Origin of the sequence: Pseudonocardia sp. HH130629-09 (assembly GCF_001294645.1) — a bacterium.
Lineage (GTDB): Bacteria > Actinomycetota > Actinomycetes > Mycobacteriales > Pseudonocardiaceae > Pseudonocardia.
Genome location: NZ_CP011868.1, coordinates 5,466,027 through 5,483,964, shown reverse-complemented (window position 1 = coordinate 5,483,964; position 17,938 = coordinate 5,466,027). Strand labels below are relative to the sequence as shown.

Here is a 17,938-nt window from a genome sequence, read left to right as displayed (position 1 = left end):
GCGATCACCGGGGCGAGTGGCGAAGCGCCGAGTGCCCTCTACCGGACGACGAACGGGAGGAGCGGGACCGACACGCGGTTGGCGCCACGCCGGACCCGATCGGTATCGCGTCGACCGGGTCGGGTGCCCCGGACGTCCGCGACGGCGGGGGTGCCGATCGCCCCGGGAGGGCGCCGAACGCGCCGCAGCGGCGATCTGGGGGGCTGTGGCCCCTGTGGGTTGCACGGGATCGGTCCCGGTGCGCGCGGTGACCGCCGCGAACGCGTCCTGCCAGGTCACGGCGGAGCCGGTCGGGCTGTGGAGAAGCGGTGCGACCGGTGGACAACCCGCCTCGGCGGGCCCCGGCGGAGGTCAGTGCCGAGCGCGCAGCTTGATCCGCGCGGTCAGCTCCTGCACCTGCTCGAAGGTCTTCCGCCGGAGCGAGATCTCGTTGCGGATCTTCTTGTCGGCGTGCATGACGGTGGTGTGGTCCCGTCCGCCGAAGGTCTGCCCGATGCGCGGCAGCGACAGGTCGGTCAGCTCGCGGCACAGGTACATGGCGATCTGACGGGCCTGGGCGAGCGCCTTCGTCTTGCCCGGCCCGGACAGCTCGTCCAGCGTGAGGCCGAAGAACTCGGCGGTGACCGCCATGATCGTCGGGGCGGTGATCTCCGAGGCCGCGGAGTCCGGGATGAGGTCGCGCAGCACGATCTCGGCGAGCTGGGTGTCGACGGCCTGCCGGTTCAGCGACGCGAACGCCGTGACCCGGATCAGCGCGCCCTCGAGCTCGCGGATGTTGCGCTCGATCCGCTCCGCGATGAACTCCAGGACCTCACCGGGGACGGCGAGCCGGTCCTGGGCGGCCTTCTTCCGCAGGATCGCGATCCGCGTCTCCAGCTCGGGCGGCTGGATGTCGGTGATCAGTCCCCACTCGAACCGGGTCCGCATCCGGTCCTCGAGGGTCTCGAGGCGCTTGGGCGGCCGGTCGGAGGAGACGACGATCTGCTTGTTCGCGTTGTGGAGGGTGTTGAAGGTGTGGAAGAACTCCTCCTGCGTCCCCTCCTTGCCCTCCAGGAACTGGATGTCGTCGACCAGCAGCACGTCGACGTCGCGGTAGCGGCGCTGGAAGGCGACCTTGCGGTCGTCGCGCAGGGAGTTGATGAAGTCGTTCGTGAACTCCTCGGTACTGACGTACCGGACCCGCATCCCGGGGAACAGCCGCTGGGCGTAGTGCCCGACGGCGTGCAGCAGGTGGGTCTTGCCCAGTCCGGACTCGCCCCAGATGAACAGCGGGTTGTACGCCCGCGCCGGTGCCTCGGCCACTGCGACCGCGGCGGCGTGGCTGAACCGGTTCGACGCACCGATGACGAAGGTGTCGAAGGTGTAGCGCTCGTTGAGCCGGGTCTGCGACCGCGGCGCGACCGGGTCGCCCGCCTGCGGCGCGGTGTAGGCGGGCCACGAGGTCTGCCCGTCGCGTGAGCCCGGCTCGGGGCGACCGCCGGGCTGCGGCGCCCAGCCCCCGGACGACGACGGCGGCTGCTCGGCCGACCAGCCGCGGTCGGTGCCGGAGGGACCGGCGTCGTCGCGGCGGGACCCGCCGGCGAAGCCGTTGCCGTGCCCGCTGTCGACGGCGGGCTGCGGCCCGGTGTCCGGGCCCGCGCCGTCGACGTGCTCGTGCGCGACGTGCTCGGGTGCGGCACCGGTGCCGTGGTCCCCGGTGGCCACCGCGCCCGTGGCGTCGCCCGCGCGGTCGCCGGTGCCGGTGTCACGGACGCTGTCCCCGGCGGTGACACCGCGGTGCATGCCGAACCCGGGCGGGTCGGGGACCTCGGTGCCGCCGGACGCGGCGGAGGCGTCGACGACGACCGCGAGGTTGACCGCCACGCCGAGGTGGCGGCCGAGGGCGTCGCTGATCGGTCTGCGCAGGATCCGCTCGATGGCGTCCTTCGCGAACTCGCTCGGCGCGGCGAGCAGCGCCGTGCCGTCCAGCAGGCCGAGGGGGCGGGTCAGGCGCAGGAACGCGCGCTGCTGCGGGGAGAGGGTGGGCGTACCGGACTCGGCCGACGCGCCGGAGAGATCGGCGATGACCCGGTTCCAGACCGCGCCGAGGTCGCCCGGCTGGTCGGTCATCCGCGTTTCCCCCTCCCGATCGACCGCCGTCGGCGGTCTGCTCCCCCGGAGCACCGGCGGTGAGCCGTCCGGACGCGCGGACTCGACCTCTGGGGCGATGTATCCCCAGAGTTGTCCACACTTGTGCGTAAAGGTACGCAGCAGGCCTCGGCCGGCGCGCATCGGGGCGTCGGTCGTCGGCCGCGTGGAGGTCTCGGTCGGGGTGCGCGAGGTCGTTGGTCCCGCGCCGGTCCCGGGCAGGGTCGGCGACGATAGCAGCAGCCGTCGCGGCGCCCGGTGGGGGCGGTTTGACCCCCTCGAAACGCGCTGCGTACTCTTGACGACCGGACACCTGGTCGGATGGGCGTGTCGCGCCCATCGAACGCGACGTCCCGCATTCCTGCGGTGTGTCGTGTGGCCGGTGGCCCGCGAACCCGAGCCAGTGACCGTAGACATCTCGGCGTCGCAGGACGCCTGCGAACCGCCGACCAGGAGCCGACCGTGAGCAAGCGTACTTTCCAGCCGAACAACCGCCGCCGGGCCAAGACGCACGGTTTCCGGCTGCGCATGCGCACCCGCGCCGGCCGCGCGATCCTTGCCGCGCGCCGTCGCAAGGGGCGCGGCAACCTCTCGGCCTGACGGCCGGCGCCCCCACCGGCCCGCGCCGTGCTGCCGGCACACGCCCGGCTCACCCGCCGGCCCGAGTTCGCCTCGACGATCAGGCGCGGACGACGCGCCGGCCGGTCGAGGCTGGTGGTGCACCTCGACCTGACCCGCCCCGGCGGCGTGCCCGAGCACGCCTCGCCGAGGGCGGGTTTCGTCGTGAGCAAGGCCGTCGGCAACGCAGTGGTCCGGCACCGGGTCGCCCGGCGCCTGCGGCACCTGGTCGCGAACCGGCTGGAGGCGCTGCCCGCAGGTGCCGCGCTCGTGGTCCGTGCGTTGCCGCCCGCCGGTGACGCCTCGTCTGCCGAGCTGGCGGCTGACCTCGACTCCGCACTGCGGGCGGCGCAGCGACCGCGCCGTCTGCGCCCGGCCACGGACGACGCGCGATGAGTCCGGCACACGACGCGGCTCCGACGGGTGAGGAGGCTCCGATGGACGACGGAGGGCTGCCCGGCGCCCGTCCCGGCGTCGGCGCGCGGGCCGCGATGGCCGCGGTGCGCTGGTACCAGGTGTGGATCTCCCCGAACCTGATGCCGAGCTGCCGGTTCCACCCGAGCTGTAGCGCCTACTCGGTCGAGGCGTTCCGTGAGCACGGCTTCGTGCGCGGTCTCGGCCTCACCGTGTGGCGGTTGCTGAGGTGTGCCCCGTGGCACCCTGGCGGGTGGGACCCGGTTCCGCCGCGCCGGCGGCGTAGCGACGGGGTCCCGCGCAGCGGCACCGAACCCGATCCAGGGCCGGAGCAGACGTCCACCGACCCGCCCCGGACCGAAGGCCTCTCACGCGGTACGGACCGCTGACCCGCGGGCCCCGCCCGAGACCACGAGGAGCAACGCAGCAGTGCTGGACTTCATCTACTACCCCGTCAGCTGGATCATGTGGGTCTGGCACAAGGTCTTCGGCTTCGTCCTCGGTGACGACAACGGGTTCGCCTGGGCGCTGTCGGTCGTCTTCCTCGTCTTCACGCTGCGCGTGCTGCTCTACAAGCCGTTCGTGGTCCAGGTCCGCTCCATGCGCAAGATGCAGGAGATGGCCCCGGAGATGCAGAAGATCCGGAAGAAGTACGCGAACGACCGCCAGAAGCTCGCCACGGAGATGCAGAAGCTCCAGCAGCAGAACGGCGCCAACCCGCTGATGGGCTGCCTGCCCATCCTGGTGCAGATCCCGGTCTTCATCGGGCTGTTCCACGTACTCCGCGAGTTCAAGCCGGGCAAGACCGAGAACTACGTCTTCAACGCGGCGGAGAACGCCTCGTTCGTCGACTCCAGCCTGTTCGGCGCCAAGCTGGGCTCGGCCGTGTGGCCGCTGCAGAACACTGCGTCGGTCGCCGAGCTCGGCGGCAACCTCGTCTCGCAGTGGATCGTGATGATCCCGCTGATGATCGCGGCCGGCATCTTCACCCACATCACCGCGCGCCACTCGGTCGCCCGCCAGCAGGCGCAGATCGCCGCCGGCACCGTCGCGGCGAACCCGCAGGCCGAGATCATGCAGAAGCTGATGCTCTACGTGTTCCCGATCGGTGTCGTCGTCGGTGCGCCGTTCCTGCCGCTCGCGGTCCTCTTCTACTGGGTCGCCAACAACCTGTGGACCCTCGGCCAGCAGTACGTCGTCTACCGCAAGATCGACGCCGAGGAGTCGGACAAGGCCGAGAAGGCCACCGAGTCCGCGAAGGCCCGGGCCCCGCGCCCCGGCCAGAAGCCGATCCGCGACGCCCGTCGCGGCACCGCGGAGGAGGTCCGCGAGATCGCCGACGAGCCGATCGAACCCGCCGAGGAGAAGGCCGCCGAGGCGGCGTCGCAGGCCCGCGCCACCGGATCCGACGGCGCCTCCGCCGACACCGGCACCACCTCCGACGGGCAGCGCAACGGCGCGGCCCGCAACGGGAACGGGAACGGCCAGAAGAAGCCCGGGGCCAAGCCGGTGCAGAAGCGCCCGGGGGCCAAGGCCCGGCGTGGCAAGCGTCGCTGACGACCCCACCGCACGACCCCACAGGCACGACCCCACAGACTCCGGCGCGCCCCGCCGGCCCCGGCGGACCCCACCGCCGCGCGGGCCCGGACGCGACGGACCGCGAACCGTTGACGAGAGGAGTAGCGCGTGCCCACCACCGCCAAGGAGCCCGCCGAGGGTCCGGACGTGCAGGACAAGCCGTCCGGCGAGAGCCTGCTGATCCAGGAGGGCGACGTCGCAGGTGACTACCTGGAGCGCCTGCTGGACATCCTGGACTACGACGGCGACATCGACCTCGACGTCGAGGGCGGCCGCGCCATCGTCAGCATCGAGGGCGCCGAGGACGACCCCGACCTGCAGAAGCTCGTCGGTGACAAGGGCTCGGTGCTGGAGAGCCTGCAGGAGCTGGCCCGCCTCGCCGTCCAGCAGCAGCTGGGCAGCCGCAGCCGGCTGATGCTCGACATCGCGGGCTGGCGACGGCACCGCCGCGACGAGCTCACCGCGCTCGGTCTGGAGACCGCCCAGGAGGTCAAGGCCAGCGGCGAGTCCGCGCGGCTGCGGCCGATGACGCCGTTCGAGCGCAAGGTCGTGCACGACGCCGTCGCCACCGTGACGGGTGTCGTCTCCGAGAGCGAGGGCGAGGAGCCGCGTCGCCAGGTCGTGGTCCACAAGAAGTGACCACCTCCCCCATCCCGACCCCGGAGGTCGCGGAGAAGGTCTTCGGCGACCGGACAGGGCTGGCCGTCCGCTACGTCGAGCACCTCGCGACCTCCGGGATCGAGCGCGGGCTGATCGGCCCGCGCGAGCGGGACCGGTTGTGGGACCGGCACGTGCTGAATTGCGCGGTCCTCGGTGAGGTCGTGCCCGCCGACGCCCGGGTCGCCGACGTCGGCTCCGGGGCCGGGCTCCCCGGGATCCCACTCGCTCTGGCCCGCCCGGACCTGCGGATCGTGCTGATCGAGCCGCTCGCCCGACGGGTGGAGTGGCTCGACGAGGTGCTGACCGATCTCGGCCTGGACATCGCCGTCGAACGGGGGCGTGCCGAGGAGCGGCCCGTTCTGCGACGATGGGAGGGGGCCGACGTCGTCACCGCCCGGGCCGTCGGACCGCTGGCCCGGCTCGCGGGCATCTGCCTGCCCCTGCTGCGGCAGGGGGGTGCGATGCTGGTGCTGAAGGGAGCCTCCGCTCCGGACGAGATCGCCCGCGACGCCGCGGCGGTCCGTGCGCTCGGAGGGGGCGAGCCCCGGATCCACGAGACCGGAGCCGGTGTGGTCGATCCGCTGACCACGGTGGTCGAGATTCCGCGGACCGGCGCGCCCCGCCGCATCCCGAGGAAGGAACGGCGATGATGGGTGCCGTAGCGCCGTTTCACGTGAAACACCGACCGGGCACGAACCGTCCAGGAAGCGAGGGTCGCGCATGAGTGCCGGATGGACCCCCATCGCGGACGAGGCCGAGCGGGCCGCACGCGTCCTGCACCCCGACCGGCACGGCATGCCCCGCCCGGCCGCGCGCCGCATCATGGGCGTCGCGAACCAGAAGGGCGGGGTCGGGAAGACGACGAGCACGGTCAACCTGGCCGCGGGGCTGGCCCTGCACGGCATCCGGGTGCTGGTGATCGATCTCGACCCGCAGGGCAACGCGTCCACCGCGCTCGGCGTCGAGCACCGCACCGGCACGCCGTCGGTGTACGAGGTGATGCTCGGCGAGATCCCGCTCGAGGAAGCCGTCGCGGTCAGCACCGCGTCGCCGAACCTGCTCTGCCTGCCCGCCACGATCGACCTGGCCGGCGCCGAGATCGAACTCGTCAGCATGGTCGCCCGGGAGTCCCGGCTGGCCCAGGCGCTCAACGACGAGACGCTGTCCCGGCTCGACGTCGACTACGTGCTCATCGACTGCCCGCCGTCGCTGGGGCTGCTGACGGTCAACGCGCTGGTCGCGGCGTCCGAGGTGCTCATCCCGATCCAGTGCGAGTACTACGCGCTGGAGGGGCTCGGGCAGTTGCTGTCCAACATCGACCTCGTCCGCTCGCACCTGAACACCTCGCTGCACGTGTCGACCATCCTTCTGACCATGTACGACGGCCGCACCAAGCTCGCCGACCAGGTGACCTCCGAGGTCCGCCAGCACTTCGGCCCGACGGCCCTGCGCACGGTCATCCCGCGCAGCGTGAAGGTCTCCGAGGCCCCCGGCTACAGCCAGACCGTGCTGGCCTACGACCCCGGCTCGCGCGGCGCGATGAGCTACATCGACGCGGCCCGTGAGATCGCCGAGCACGGGGCGAGCGGCGCCTACCGCCCGGACGGTCGCTGAGATGGCCGAGCGCAAGGGTGGCCTGGGCCGCGGCCTCGCCGCGCTCATTCCCACCGGCCCGTCGGAGGCCGGTGACCGGCCCGGGGGCAACGGACCCGGTGCGCCCCTGCACCGCCCGGGCCCGGCCGTGCGACGCGACGACCACGATCCCGAGACCCCGGTCGTCGACGGCGGGGCGGAGTACCGCGAGATCGCGCTGCGGCGGATCGTCCCCAACCCCAAGCAGCCGCGGACCCAGTTCGACGAGGACCAGCTCGCCGAGCTGGAGCACTCGATCCGTGAATTCGGGCTGCTGCAGCCGATCGTCGTCCGGCGGGCCGGTGTCGACTACGAGCTGATCATGGGTGAGCGCCGGTGGCGCGCCGCCCAGCGTGCCGGGCTGGAGACCTTGCCCGCGATCGTCCGGCACACCGCCGACGACGTGATGCTCCGCGACGCGCTCCTGGAGAACATCCACCGCGTCCAGCTCAACCCTCTCGAGGAGGCGGCCGCCTACGAGCAGCTGCTCGCCGAGTTCGGCGTGACGCACTCCGAGCTCGCCGACCGGCTCGGCCGCAGCCGGCCCGTCGTCACCAACATGATCCGGCTGCTGAAGCTGCCGGTGGCGGTGCAGCGCCGGGTCGCCGCCGGGGTGCTGTCGGCCGGGCACGCGCGCGCCCTGCTCGGCCTCGAGGACGCCGGGCAGCAGGAGGACCTCGCCACCCGGATCGTCGCCGAGGGCATGTCGGTCCGCGCGACCGAGGAGGCCGTCGTGCTCGCGCGGCAGGAGGGGCCCCGGCGGGAACGCCGGGCCCGTCGTCGCGGCGAGCAGCGTCCGGAGTTCGTCGAGCGTGCCGACCGGCTGGCCGACATGTTCGACACCCGGGTGAAGGTCGAGATGGGTCAGCGCAAGGGCCGCATCGTCGTCGAGTTCGGGTCGGTCGAGGATCTGGACCGGATCACCGGGCTGATGGGCATCAGCGACCGCGACTGACCGGCACACCTGTCCCCTGCCCCGACGGCCGTCGTCCCCGTGGACGGCGGCCGTCGGCGTTCCGGGTTCCTGGTCGTATGCGATGTATCGACCCGTGGAGCGGATCTGAGGGCGCCCTGAGACGGTCTCTGGGGTGCCCTGTGGACGTCCTGCTTGTGGGGAGGCCGAGGAAGGTTTCAGGAGGTGCAGGGGGCCGCTGAGGTACGGATGATGTCCGATTCGTCCGCTGTCCGGCCAACTCGCCGTCGGCTGGGGCGGAACGGTCGCAGTTCTACCCGCTCTGTCGTACGTACGTCCGTATCCGGTCATGTCGACGGTGGCTGGAGCCCGCTCGGTGCGTCACGGGGCGGCGGTGACGGGGTCGGGTGGTGCCGGGACGGGATGGTGGTCTGGGCGGCCCCTGCCGTGGGCGTGCGTGGCCGGAGTAGAGCGGGGCCGCGGCTCCCGGTGGCATCGTCGACCGTCGGTTCGGGGCGAGACTCGGACCGCGGGTGGAGCGATGCGGCAGTTTCCCGTGGAGCGGTTGTTTCACGTGGAACATCGACCGGGCGGGGCCGTGCGTCGGTCTGCGCCGGGCCAGCGGTCGGGCTCTGCCCGGCGCCGCACGGACTCTCGCTCCTGCCTGGTGTCGCCCCTGGCGAGTCCGTCGCCGCTGCCGGGCTGATACGCCGTACGTACTCGGCGTCCGGATGGTCTCTCGTTCGACTCCTGTCGTGGGGTGACTGCGGTCCCTCGGTTCGCGTGCCGTCTGGGGAGGCGTGGCCCGGGTGCTGCGGCTGGGCCTCGTGCGAGTCGCCATAGGTCCGGTGCTCAGGAAGGCGCCTCACGTCGCGGTCCGTCGTCGACTCCGGGCTGTGCGGTGGGTAGGCACGGTACCGATGCGTGGCCCCGCGGTCCGGTGTGGCTGTGTCTCGGAGCGGGCTTCCGGTGGGGCGTCGGCACCGCTGCGGCACCTGGTTCGTGCCGATGACCGGCGGCGTCGGACACGGCCGCTCTGTGTCCGTCGGCCCGGGGCGTGGTGTTCCGGGGTGGTTCTGCACTGCGCCCTTGCGCAGCTCGACCGCCGGCCTGGCGCGAGTTGCGGGACTGGTCGGCGCGGTCTCGATTGCTTCTGGACCGGGTGGCGCTCAGGGGGCAGGTGACGTGTGTGGAGCCGGGTGATGTGGGAGTGGGCGCTGTGGGGCTGGGCGCTGTAGGGATTGGGTGGCGCTGCGGGATCGAGTGGGGCTACGGGAGCGGATCCGGCTGGCCCAGGCAGTGCGGGATCTGGCGGTGCCGAACTCCGGGGTGTCGAACCCCAGGGTGCCGAACCTCGGGGCGCCGAACCTACCGGCACAGTGCGCGGCGACAGCGCGGGCGGCGCTGCCATGCCCGAACCCCGGCGCCACCGAACCCGGCAGCGCGGAACCCCGGCGATACAGAACCCGGCCACGTAGAACCTGGCGAGGCCGGGCCAGCCTGCCCTACGGGGCGGGACGGGGTGGCGCGGTGGGAACGAGTCGGTGCACCGCCGCAGAAGCCCAGCCGCGCCCCGAGCGAGGCAGATCAGATCGACCGGCACCCGGCTCCGTGCGCGCGTGTTTCACGTGGAACACCGTGCCGACGGTCGGGTGCCCACCGGCGCGGAACCGCCCGCCCGCGGCGCCCATGCCGTCGCCCCGCGGTGTCGGCTGAGCGTGAGTTCGGCGCCCGCCCGGACGCGCCCACGCCCCACGAGGCCGGTTCTCGGTCGTCGTCCTGCTGGACCGGAATCGGTCGTGGTGCACATCTGAACCGGTCCTCCCCGGTCCTCGACGAGCCGGCACAGAAGGAGCAGCAGCGGTGCGAGATCGCGGTCTGCCGGTGGGCGTCGGACAGCGGCACTCGGTGGTGCGCGCCGTGCGTCCCGGCGTCGCCCGAGACCCGTCCTCCCCGGGATCGCTCGACGGTCCTCCGGGGATGCCCGCCCGACACCGATGCGACGGCCCCTGCTGCACACCGGCTTCGGCCGTGCCCGGGTGGTCGGGACGGATGCACCCGCTGGGCGATTCCGTCACGGTGATGCGTGGTGCCTGGCAGCTCGACGCCACCCACGTCTCCCCCGGTGACCGCGATCGAGCCCCGCGGCGAGTGGACGACGATCCCTCCGGGGTACGGCGCGAAGGTGAGCCGCGCAGCCCGGTTCCCCGTGTGCGCGACCCGGAGCTCGTCCGCGTCGGGCCGGTGGAGCCCGAGCGTCGATGCGACCGTGACCGACGCCTCCGTCATACGGTCCCGCTCCGGGTGAACGGTCCCGTCGCCGGTGTCCTCGGCCGATGTTCCACGTGAAACCACACGACTGTGGTTCCACGTGGAATATCGCTCAGCCCTGTCGCGCCGCCGCCCGCTCGACGAGCGCCAGGTAGACCGTCGCGAGATCGGAACCGTCCGCGGCCACCGCGGTCGGGAGCAGTGAGGTGTCGGTCAGGCCCGGCGACACGTTCATCTCCAGGACGTACACGTGACCGTCGGCGTCGACGATCGCATCGGTGCGCGACACGTCGCGCATGCCCAGCAGTCGATGTGCGGCCAGGGCAGTGTCGGCCAGCGTGTCGAGGATGTCCGACGGCAGCCGTGCCGGGCAGTGGAACGTGGCCGCACCGGGCGTGTAGCGGGATGTGTAGTCGTAGAACCCGGACCGCACCTCCACCTCCACCGGGGGCAGCGCGCGGGGTTCCTCGCGGTCGTGGACGACCGACACCGCGACCTCGGTCCCGGCGACGAACTGCTCGACGAGCACCGTCTCCGAGTAGGCGAAACAGCTGACCATCGCGGCCGGGAGGTCCGCCGCGTTCCGGACCACCTGCACACCGAGCGCCGAGCCGCCCTGGTCCGGCTTCAGCACCAGCGGCAGCCTGAGCCGGTCGACGATCGCGCCGAGCACACCCTGGGCGCCCAGCTCGCGGAAGGTCGAGTGCGGCAGCGCGACCCAGTCCGGCGTGGACAGGCCCGCTCGGACGAGCTCGGCCTTCACGCTCGGCTTGTCCCAGGCCCGCCGGCACGCCCCGGACGGAGTCCCGACGAACGGGATGCCCAGCAGCTCCAGCACCTGCTGCACGGCGCCGTTCTCCCCCTCGCCCCCGTGCAGTGCGACGGAGACCGCGTCCGGCCGGTCGGTCGACAACCGCTCCAGCAGGCGCGCGTCGACGTCCCACTCGCGGACGTCGACACCGTTCGCGCGCAGCGCGCCCGCCAGTCGACGACCGGATCGCAGGGACACCTCACGCTCGTGGGACAGGCCTCCGGCCAGCACGGCCACCGTTCGATCGCTCACGCGGGCATTCTGCGCCATCAACGGGAACGCCCCGGACCGGGAGCCGGTCCGGAGCGTTCCACGTGAAACATCGCCGTCGTGGGACGGCGTCAGGTGGTGTCCGGCGACGGGCTCTGGGTGCCCCGGCTCAGCTCGGGGCGGACCGGCGTCCCGAAGGTCCGCACGACCTCCATCTCGGCCTCCAGGACCGCCGCCAGTCGCCGCACGCCCTCGGTGATGCGCTCGGGCGTCGGGAAGCAGAACGACAGCCGCAGCTGCCGGCTGCCGAATCCGTCGGCGTAGAAGCCGGTGCCGGATGCATACGCGACCCGTGCGGTCACCGCGCGGGGCAGCATCGCCTTCGTGTCGACGCCCTCCGGCACGGTCAGCCACACGAAGAACCCGCCGTCGGGGACGTTCCAGGTGCAGCCCTCGGGCAGGTACGTCTCCAGCGCGGCCAGCATCGCGTCGCGGCGCTCGCGGTAGTTCTCGCTGAACGTCTTGATCTGGCTGCGCCAGTCGTGGTGCGACAGGTAGCGCGACACCAGCATCTGCGTGAACGACGGCGGGCACAGCGTCGCCGACTCCGCGGCCAGCACCAGCCGGTCCCGCACCAGCGGCGGCACCAGCGCCCAACCGACCCGCAGCCCGGACGCGAACGTCTTCGAGAACGAACCCAGGTACAGCACGTCCGGGTCGTAGGAACGCAGCGCCGGGTGCACCTCACCGTCGAATCCGAGCATCCCGTACGGGTTGTCCTCGACGACCATGACGCCGTAGCGGCGGCACAGCTCCAGGATCCGCGGCCGTCGCTCGTGCGCGAGCGTCACGCCGGCCGGGTTGTGGAAGTTCGGGATCGTGTAGAGGAACTTCGGGACGAGGCCCTGCCGGGTCAGGGACTCCAGCGCCTCGTGCAGCAGCTCCGGGACCAGCCCGTGCTCGTCCATCGCGACGTGCACGACCCGCGCCTGGTAGGCGGCGAAGCTGCCCAGCGCGCCGACGTAGGACGGCCCCTCGGCCAGGACGACGTCACCCGGGTCGACGAAGATCCGGGTCAGCAGGTCGAGGGCCATCTGCGAGCCGACGGTGACGACGACGTCGTTCGGGTCGGCCTCGATGCCCTCCTCGCGCATGACCTCGCAGATCTGCTCGCGCAGCTGCGGGACACCCTGGGCGGAGCCGTACTGCAGCGCGGACATGCCGTCCACGTCGACCAGCTCGGCCACCTCACGGGCGAGGGACTGCAGGGGCAGCGCCGCCAGGTTCGGCATGCCGCCGGCCAGCGACACGACCTCCGGCCGGCTCGCGACGGCGAACAACGCCCGGATCTCCGACGCCGTCATCCCGGCGGTGCGGGTCGCGAAACGCTCGGTGGGGGCGAGCGGGACCACGGCCCCCTCCCCTGCCGCCGCTGCTGCCGCGGCCGCGGGACGGCGGACGTCGGGCTGCTGCGGGCGGTCGGGCAGGGTCATCGCGTGCTCCTCTGCGAAGGGAAGGACCCGCCGAGTGTAACCGCGACGGGTGATCGGCCCGCCCTTCGTCGTGACGTTCGTACCGGTGAGCACTCTCGGGGTGACGGGATCGCGGAAATCCACCTAGTCTCGGGCTGCGCGGGTCACCGGACCCGGGGGGTGGCCAGGGGGACGGCCGCTCCGGCGCCGGGGTCGGGACCACGCCCCGGACGGGCCGGACCGCGCAGCAGCGCGTGCAGCGCGTGACGACGACATCCGGAGGTCGGTTTCCGTGTCCTGGCATGTTGCCGCGCTCAACCTCGACAACCTAGGCGATCTGCCGAAGCGGTGTCGGAACTGCGTCTACTGGGAGCTCTCGCCCCAGCTGGCGGAGCAGGCCGAGGGGTACGGCACGACCGACCTGGAGAAGGAGGCCTGGCTGTCCGAGGTACTCCTCGAGTGGGGTTCCTGCGGCCGGGTCGTCTACGTCGGCGGTGCCCCGGCGGGGTACGTGCTGTTCGCGCCGCCGGCGTCGGTCCCCCGCGCCACCGAGATGCCGACCGGCCCGGTCAGCGCCGACGCCGTCCTGCTGACCACGATGCAGGTGGCTCCGGAGTTCTCCGGCGAGGGACTGGGCCGGGCGCTCGCCCAGGCCGTCGTGAAGGACCTGACCCGGCGCGGGGTGAAGGCCGTGGAGGCGTTCGGCGACGCCCGCCCCGGCACCGAGTCCGACTGCGTCGTCCCCGCGGACTTCCTGCGCTCGGTCGGTTTCAAGACCGTCCGCCCGCACCACCGCTGGCCGCGGCTGCGGATGGAGCTGCGCTCGGGGCTGGAGTGGAAGTCCGACGTCGAGGCCGCGCTCGAACAGCTGTTCAACACGGTGACCATCCCGATGCAGAGCGCGGCGCCGCGCCCGACGGCGACACCGGCCCGTGCGGGGTCGACTGTCGTTCACGCCACCCACAGGGACGATCTGAGGGCGCTCTGAGCGGGCCGTGAGCGGCCTGCCGGGCTCGGCCCTGAGTGACGGGGCCGAGCCGGGTTCTGCAGGTCGTGGCGGGCCTCAGACGGCCCGGATCTCGTCCCGGGTGTACTCGCGGGCCAGCACGTCGTTGAAGGTGAACGTGCCGGTGGGCTGGTCGTCCTGCCCGAGCAGGTAGAGCCGCTTGACGGCGACGAGGATGCCCTCGGCGACGACGTCACGGAAGCCGGGGTCGAGCAGCTTGCGGCGGTCCCCGAGATGCGTCAGGTACCCGACCTCGACGCGGACGGCCGGCATCCGGGTCCGGCGCACCAGCTCCCAGGTGCACGTCTGGCTACGGCAGTCGAGCATCGAGGTCCGGGTGAGCAGCTCGCGCTGGATCAGCCCGGCGAGCGCCTCGCCGACATTGGACGTGGTGCCCGACCCGTTGCCGAAGTAGTAGGTCGCCAGACCCTGCGCGTGCGGGCTGAAGCTCGCGTCGGTGTGCAGCGACACGACCAGGTCCGCGCCGACGTCGTTGGTGAACTGCGCGCGCTCGCTGTCCGGCGGGTTGCCGTTCTCCGGGCGGGAGAGCAGGGCCTCCATCCCGGTGGCCGACATGCGGCCGACGACCCGGCGGGCGAGGTCCCACATCAGGTCGGCCTCGGTGACCCCGCCGACGTCGACGCCGCGGTCGTGTCCGCCGTGGCCCGGGTCGATGACGATCCGCTTGCCACGCATCCGCGGGCCGGCTCGGCGCAGCAGCTCCTGCTCGCGCAGCAGGTGCGGACGACCGCCGGTGACCTTGCGGCCGAGCTGGCGCAGTGCGCGCAGCGTCTCCGGCCCGCAGACACCGTCGGGGGTCATGCCGTAGTCCCGCTGGAAGCGGATCAGGGCCTGCTCGGTCTGCTGGTCGAACAGCCCGCTCGGCCGGCCCGGGTTGTACCCGAGCTCGAGCAGGCGTTCCTGCAGGTGGGCGACGTCGTCGCCGGTGGTGGGAGTGGAGAGCGTGAACGACAGCATCCGGTCGCCCAGGCTCCATCCCGCCTCCCGCAGCGCGCGGGCGGTGTCCGGGCCGACGATGCCGTCGGTGATCAGGCCACGGCCCTGCTGGAACATGCGGACGGCGCGGTCCACGCCGTCGTCGAACATGTCCTGGGCGCGCGAGCCCGGCGGCACCGCCGGGAGCAGACCGAGCTGTCCCAGCGTCGTCCGGATCTCGCGTACGGCCGGACCGCAGTCCCCGCGCCGGAGCAGCTGCATGCACCCCTCGCTCGCAGTCGTGAGGCGCCGTACGACGCCCGTGATGGGTCGGTTTCGCCCGGTGACCGGACGCGTGCCGGACTCATTGTGCCCTGCCCGACCCCCGGAGGAGTGCAGCGGGGCGGATACGCGCGTGTCCCGGTTGTGATCAACCGGGACACGCAGCGTGATATCTGTGCGCTATACAGCACACGGAGTGTGATCAGATGTGGTCGGCGAGATCGGCGAGCAGCGCCGCCTTCGGCTTTGCGCCCACGATCTGCTTCACCGGCTTGCCGCCGGAGAACAGGATCATCGTCGGGACCGACATGACCTGGTAGTCGCGTGCGACCTCCGGGTTGGCGTCGATGTCGAGCTTGGCGACGGTCAGCTTCTCGGAGTTCTCCCCGGCGATCTCGTCCAGCACCGGGGCGACCATCTTGCACGGGCCGCACCAGGTGGCCCAGAAATCGACCAGGACGGGCTTGTCGCTCTTCAGGACGTCCTGGTCGAACGAGCTGCTGGTGACGTCGACGGTGTTGTTGCCCATGGGGTTCTCCTTCGGTCGCGGATGCGGGTCTGGTGGGTGCCGGTGGGCGGTCAGTGCGCGGCGTCGGCGACGGCGGCCGCCGGGGCGGTCTCCTCCGAGCCGTAGCTGCCACCGACCAGCTCGGAGCTGACCTCGTGGCCGGCCAGCCAGCGCTCGGCGTCGATCGCGGCCGAGCAGCCGGAGCCGGCGGCGGTGATCGCCTGGCGGTAGGTGTGGTCGACGAGGTCGCCACAGGCGAAGACGCCCGGGACGTTCGTGTAAGTGGTACGTCCGTCCACCTGCACGTACCCCTCGTCGTCGACGTCGACCTGGCCCGCGACCAGCGCGCTGCGCGGGTCGTGGCCGATCGCGACGAACATGCCGGTGACGTCGAGCGTGCTGGTCTCACCGGTCACGGTGTCGCGCAGCTGCAGCTGCTTGACCGAGCCCTCGCCGGTCACCGCGGTGACCTCGGAGTTGGTGCGCCAGCGCATCTTCGGGTCGTTCTTCGCGCGCTCGTACATGATCTTCGAAGCACGGAACTCGTCGCGACGGTGGATGACCGTGACGGTCTCGGCGAAGCGGGTGAGGAAGGTGGCCTCCTCCATCGCCGAGTCGCCACCGCCGATGACGGCGATGTTCTGGTCGCGGAAGAAGAAGCCGTCGCAGGTGGCGCACGAGCTGACACCGCGGCCGAGGAGCTCCTGCTCGCCGGGGACGTGCAGGTAGCGGAGGGCGGCACCCATCGCGAGGATCACCGCACGGGGCCGGAAGGTCTCCTTCCCGACCCGCACCTCCTTGACGTCGCCGTCGAGGCGGACCTCGTCGACGTCCTGCGGGCGCAGGTCGGCACCGAAGCGCTCCGCCTGGCCGCGCATCTGCTGCATGAGCTCGGGGCCCATGATCCCCTCGGTGAAGCCCGGGTAGTTCTCCACCTCGGTCGTGGTCATCAGGGCGCCGCCGAACTGGCTGCCCTCGAACACGAGCGGGGCGAGCTGGGCCCGCGCGGCGTACACCGCGGCGGTGTAGCCGGCCGGCCCGGACCCGATGATGATCAGGTTGTGCACCGTGTCGTCGGTGGTCACCGGTACCGATCCCTCCTGGCACGCCCGCGAGACGGGCGCGATGACGGGGCCTGCGGGTGCCGGCCCTGCTGGCCGGCTCCTGCGTCGTGGCTGCCGTATGGCTCGAACGCGATCCTAGACAGGGGCATTCCCGCCCGTCGGTCCCGCCGAACGTGGCCACGGCGACGCGGGCGTCGCCGGTGCCCGGCCGGGTCAGCCGGTGGTGGTCCCGGTGGTGGTCTCGGCGAGCACCCGTGCGGAGCCCGACCCGCAGTCCGGTGGTACGACGACGAGCCGGTAGCGGCCCCGTTCCGGTGCGCCGAGGACCAGCAGGACCGCCGGACGGCCGTCCACGGCGTGCGGGCGGGCCGCCAGGAACGGCGCGTCCGGCCGGGCGGCGCCGGCAGCGGTGAGGCAGGCGCGGACCCGGGCGGGGTCGTCGAGCGCACCGACGGGTGCCGCCGCGCCCGCGGCGGCGGACCGGAGCTCCTCCGGCGCGGTCCCGGCGACCGGGACGACGGTCGGTGCGGTGGGCAGGAGAGCGGCGAGCCCGACCCCGGCGACGACGAGTGCCGCGGCGGCGAGGACGAGCGTGCTCCACGGGGCGCGGCGGGCGCCCGCCGTCGCCTCGACCCGGGCCGGTCCGGGAGCCTCCCGCGACACCTCCAGGACGAGTCGCGCCCGCATCCGCGCCGCCACGTCGTCCGGCATCGCCACCGGGCCGAGCTCCCGGGCCACCCGGGCTCCGACCTCGGCGAAATCCTCCTCGTCGACATGACACGAAGCAGCTGCTGCGGGGTTGTCGTCGTTCTGACGATCGGTACGGCTCTCATTGTCGTCGAACCGGTGAGAACTACTCATCCCTCGTCCTCCCGCAACACAGGGGCCAGCCGGGCCCGTGCGCGGGCCCGGCGGCTCTTCACCGTCCCGGGCGCCACGGCCAGCATCTCCGCCGCCTCCGCGACGCCGTAGCCGAGGCCGTCCACGAGCACCAGGGCGGCCCGCTGGTCCGCCGGCAGCAGGGCCAGCGCGTCGGAGACGGCGAGCCGCACCACGAGCCCGCCCGCGTGGTCCCGGGCCGCGACGACGGCCTCCAGCGTCCGCAGCCGCTCCCGCCGCCGTCCGGCCGCGCGGAGCCGGTCGACGCAGTCGTTCACGAGGATCCGGTGCAGCCACGTCCCCGTCGCCGCATCACCGCGGAACCCGGGCGAGCGGAGCGCGGACAGGAACGCCTCCTGCACCGCGTCCTCGGCCTCGGCCCGGTCGCCGAGCATCCGCAGGGCCACCGACCAGAGCCGGTCGGCGTACCTCCGGAACATCTCGTCCAGGTCGGGCTGGGCCCGGTCCGGGATCCGGTCGACGGTCGTCACCCGCGCACGGTAGGCAGCGCGACGGAGTGCCCACGGGCGTTGCCGGGCCGGTCCGTCGCGATCGCG

General features: G+C 72.6%; 17 protein-coding genes. 9 read left to right on the top strand and 8 right to left on the bottom strand.

What is annotated here, in order from left to right; genetic code table 11:
• Positions 1–351: 351 nt before the first annotated feature.
• A complete protein-coding gene (gene dnaA / locus XF36_RS25540) occupies positions 352–2,109 on the bottom strand; it encodes a chromosomal replication initiator protein DnaA (protein ID WP_060713929.1) in 1,758 nt (585 codons plus the stop codon).
• Positions 2,110–2,589: 480 nt separating this feature from the next.
• Between dnaA and rpmH the strand changes: the two genes are divergently transcribed.
• The 8 genes from rpmH to XF36_RS25505 all read left to right on the top strand — a co-directional run bounded on the left by rpmH (position 2,590) and on the right by XF36_RS25505 (position 7,984).
• Positions 2,590–2,727, top strand: coding sequence for a 50S ribosomal protein L34 (rpmH, locus tag XF36_RS30925; protein WP_020622600.1), 138 nt, complete (start codon positions 2,590–2,592; stop codon positions 2,725–2,727).
• 27 nt (positions 2,728–2,754) lie between these two features.
• Positions 2,755–3,141: a ribonuclease P protein component gene (rnpA, locus tag XF36_RS25535; protein WP_060713928.1), complete on the top strand. Its 387-nt coding sequence runs from the start codon at positions 2,755–2,757 to the stop codon at positions 3,139–3,141.
• A 41-nt stretch (positions 3,142–3,182) separates the two neighbouring features.
• On the top strand, positions 3,183–3,548 hold the full coding sequence (gene yidD, locus XF36_RS25530; RefSeq protein ID WP_020622602.1) for a membrane protein insertion efficiency factor YidD: 366 nt from the start codon (positions 3,183–3,185) through the stop codon (positions 3,546–3,548).
• Positions 3,549–3,588: 40 nt separating this feature from the next.
• The gene (yidC, locus tag XF36_RS25525; protein WP_060713927.1) at positions 3,589–4,716 is read left to right on the top strand and encodes a membrane protein insertase YidC; all 1,128 of its coding nucleotides are present in this window, start codon (positions 3,589–3,591) and stop codon (positions 4,714–4,716) included.
• A gap of 168 nt (positions 4,717–4,884) precedes the next feature.
• Positions 4,885–5,376 carry a protein jag gene (locus XF36_RS25520; RefSeq protein WP_145981670.1) on the top strand — a complete coding sequence of 164 codons (492 nt, stop codon included), beginning with the start codon at positions 4,885–4,887 and terminating at the stop codon, positions 5,374–5,376.
• Positions 5,373–6,047: a 16S rRNA (guanine(527)-N(7))-methyltransferase RsmG gene (gene rsmG / locus XF36_RS25515; RefSeq protein WP_060713925.1), complete on the top strand. Its 675-nt coding sequence runs from the start codon at positions 5,373–5,375 to the stop codon at positions 6,045–6,047. Before XF36_RS25520 ends, rsmG begins: the two co-directional genes overlap by 4 nt.
• 70 nt (positions 6,048–6,117) lie before the next feature.
• The gene (locus XF36_RS25510) at positions 6,118–7,011 is read left to right on the top strand and encodes a ParA family protein (RefSeq protein WP_060713924.1); all 894 of its coding nucleotides are present in this window, start codon (positions 6,118–6,120) and stop codon (positions 7,009–7,011) included.
• A gap of 1 nt (position 7,012) precedes the next feature.
• Positions 7,013–7,984, top strand: a complete 972-nt coding sequence (locus XF36_RS25505; protein WP_060713923.1) for a ParB/RepB/Spo0J family partition protein — start codon at positions 7,013–7,015, stop codon at positions 7,982–7,984.
• A 2,341-nt stretch (positions 7,985–10,325) separates the two neighbouring features.
• Here the strand turns inward: XF36_RS25505 and XF36_RS25495 are convergent.
• Together XF36_RS25495 and XF36_RS25490 are read right to left on the bottom strand one after the other, a co-directional pair.
• Positions 10,326–11,276 carry a D-alanine--D-alanine ligase family protein gene (locus tag XF36_RS25495; RefSeq protein ID WP_060713921.1) on the bottom strand — a complete coding sequence of 317 codons (951 nt, stop codon included), beginning with the start codon at positions 11,274–11,276 and terminating at the stop codon, positions 10,326–10,328.
• An 89-nt stretch (positions 11,277–11,365) separates the two neighbouring features.
• Positions 11,366–12,727, bottom strand: a complete 1,362-nt coding sequence (locus XF36_RS25490) for a PLP-dependent aminotransferase family protein (protein WP_238589015.1) — start codon at positions 12,725–12,727, stop codon at positions 11,366–11,368.
• Between the two features lie 271 nt (positions 12,728–12,998).
• On the opposite strand from XF36_RS25490, the gene XF36_RS25485 reads away from it, so the two are divergent.
• Complete coding sequence (locus tag XF36_RS25485; protein WP_060713920.1) at positions 12,999–13,694, top strand: GNAT family N-acetyltransferase; 696 nt, start codon at positions 12,999–13,001, stop codon at positions 13,692–13,694.
• A gap of 75 nt (positions 13,695–13,769) precedes the next feature.
• On the opposite strand, the gene XF36_RS25480 is transcribed toward XF36_RS25485, so the two are convergent.
• The 5 genes from XF36_RS25480 to XF36_RS25460 form a co-directional block, all read right to left on the bottom strand.
• Positions 13,770–14,930, bottom strand: coding sequence for an N-acetylmuramoyl-L-alanine amidase (locus tag XF36_RS25480; protein WP_060713919.1), 1,161 nt, complete (start codon positions 14,928–14,930; stop codon positions 13,770–13,772).
• Positions 14,931–15,132: 202 nt separating this feature from the next.
• Positions 15,133–15,459 (bottom strand): thioredoxin, encoded by a 327-nt coding sequence (trxA, locus tag XF36_RS25475; protein ID WP_020622767.1) that lies wholly within the window; start codon positions 15,457–15,459, stop codon positions 15,133–15,135.
• A 50-nt stretch (positions 15,460–15,509) separates the two neighbouring features.
• The gene (gene trxB, locus XF36_RS25470; RefSeq protein ID WP_060713918.1) at positions 15,510–16,523 is read right to left on the bottom strand and encodes a thioredoxin-disulfide reductase; all 1,014 of its coding nucleotides are present in this window, start codon (positions 16,521–16,523) and stop codon (positions 15,510–15,512) included.
• A gap of 192 nt (positions 16,524–16,715) precedes the next feature.
• Positions 16,716–17,363, bottom strand: a complete 648-nt coding sequence (locus tag XF36_RS25465; RefSeq protein ID WP_145981509.1) for a hypothetical protein — start codon at positions 17,361–17,363, stop codon at positions 16,716–16,718.
• On the bottom strand, positions 17,360–17,872 hold the full coding sequence (locus XF36_RS25460; RefSeq protein ID WP_060713916.1) for a sigma-70 family RNA polymerase sigma factor: 513 nt from the start codon (positions 17,870–17,872) through the stop codon (positions 17,360–17,362). Before XF36_RS25460 ends, XF36_RS25465 begins: the two co-directional genes overlap by 4 nt.
• Positions 17,873–17,938 lie beyond the last annotated feature (66 nt).

Bases quoted from the DNA above. Each gene is read 5' to 3' on its own strand.
- dnaA (WP_060713929.1), bottom strand. From the start codon at position 2,109: ATGACCGACCAGCCGGGCGACCTCGGCGCGGTCTGGAACCGGGTCATC.
- yidD (WP_020622602.1), top strand. From the start codon at position 3,183: ATGGACGACGGAGGGCTGCCCGGCGCCCGTCCCGGCGTCGGCGCGCGG.
- XF36_RS25510 (WP_060713924.1), top strand. From the start codon at position 6,118: ATGAGTGCCGGATGGACCCCCATCGCGGACGAGGCCGAGCGGGCCGCA.
- XF36_RS25505 (WP_060713923.1), top strand. From the start codon at position 7,013: ATGGCCGAGCGCAAGGGTGGCCTGGGCCGCGGCCTCGCCGCGCTCATT.
- XF36_RS25490 (WP_238589015.1), bottom strand. From the start codon at position 12,727: ATGACCCTGCCCGACCGCCCGCAGCAGCCCGACGTCCGCCGTCCCGCG.
- XF36_RS25480 (WP_060713919.1), bottom strand. From the start codon at position 14,930: ATGCAGCTGCTCCGGCGCGGGGACTGCGGTCCGGCCGTACGCGAGATC.
- trxA (WP_020622767.1), bottom strand. From the start codon at position 15,459: ATGGGCAACAACACCGTCGACGTCACCAGCAGCTCGTTCGACCAGGAC.
- XF36_RS25465 (WP_145981509.1), bottom strand. From the start codon at position 17,363: ATGAGTAGTTCTCACCGGTTCGACGACAATGAGAGCCGTACCGATCGT.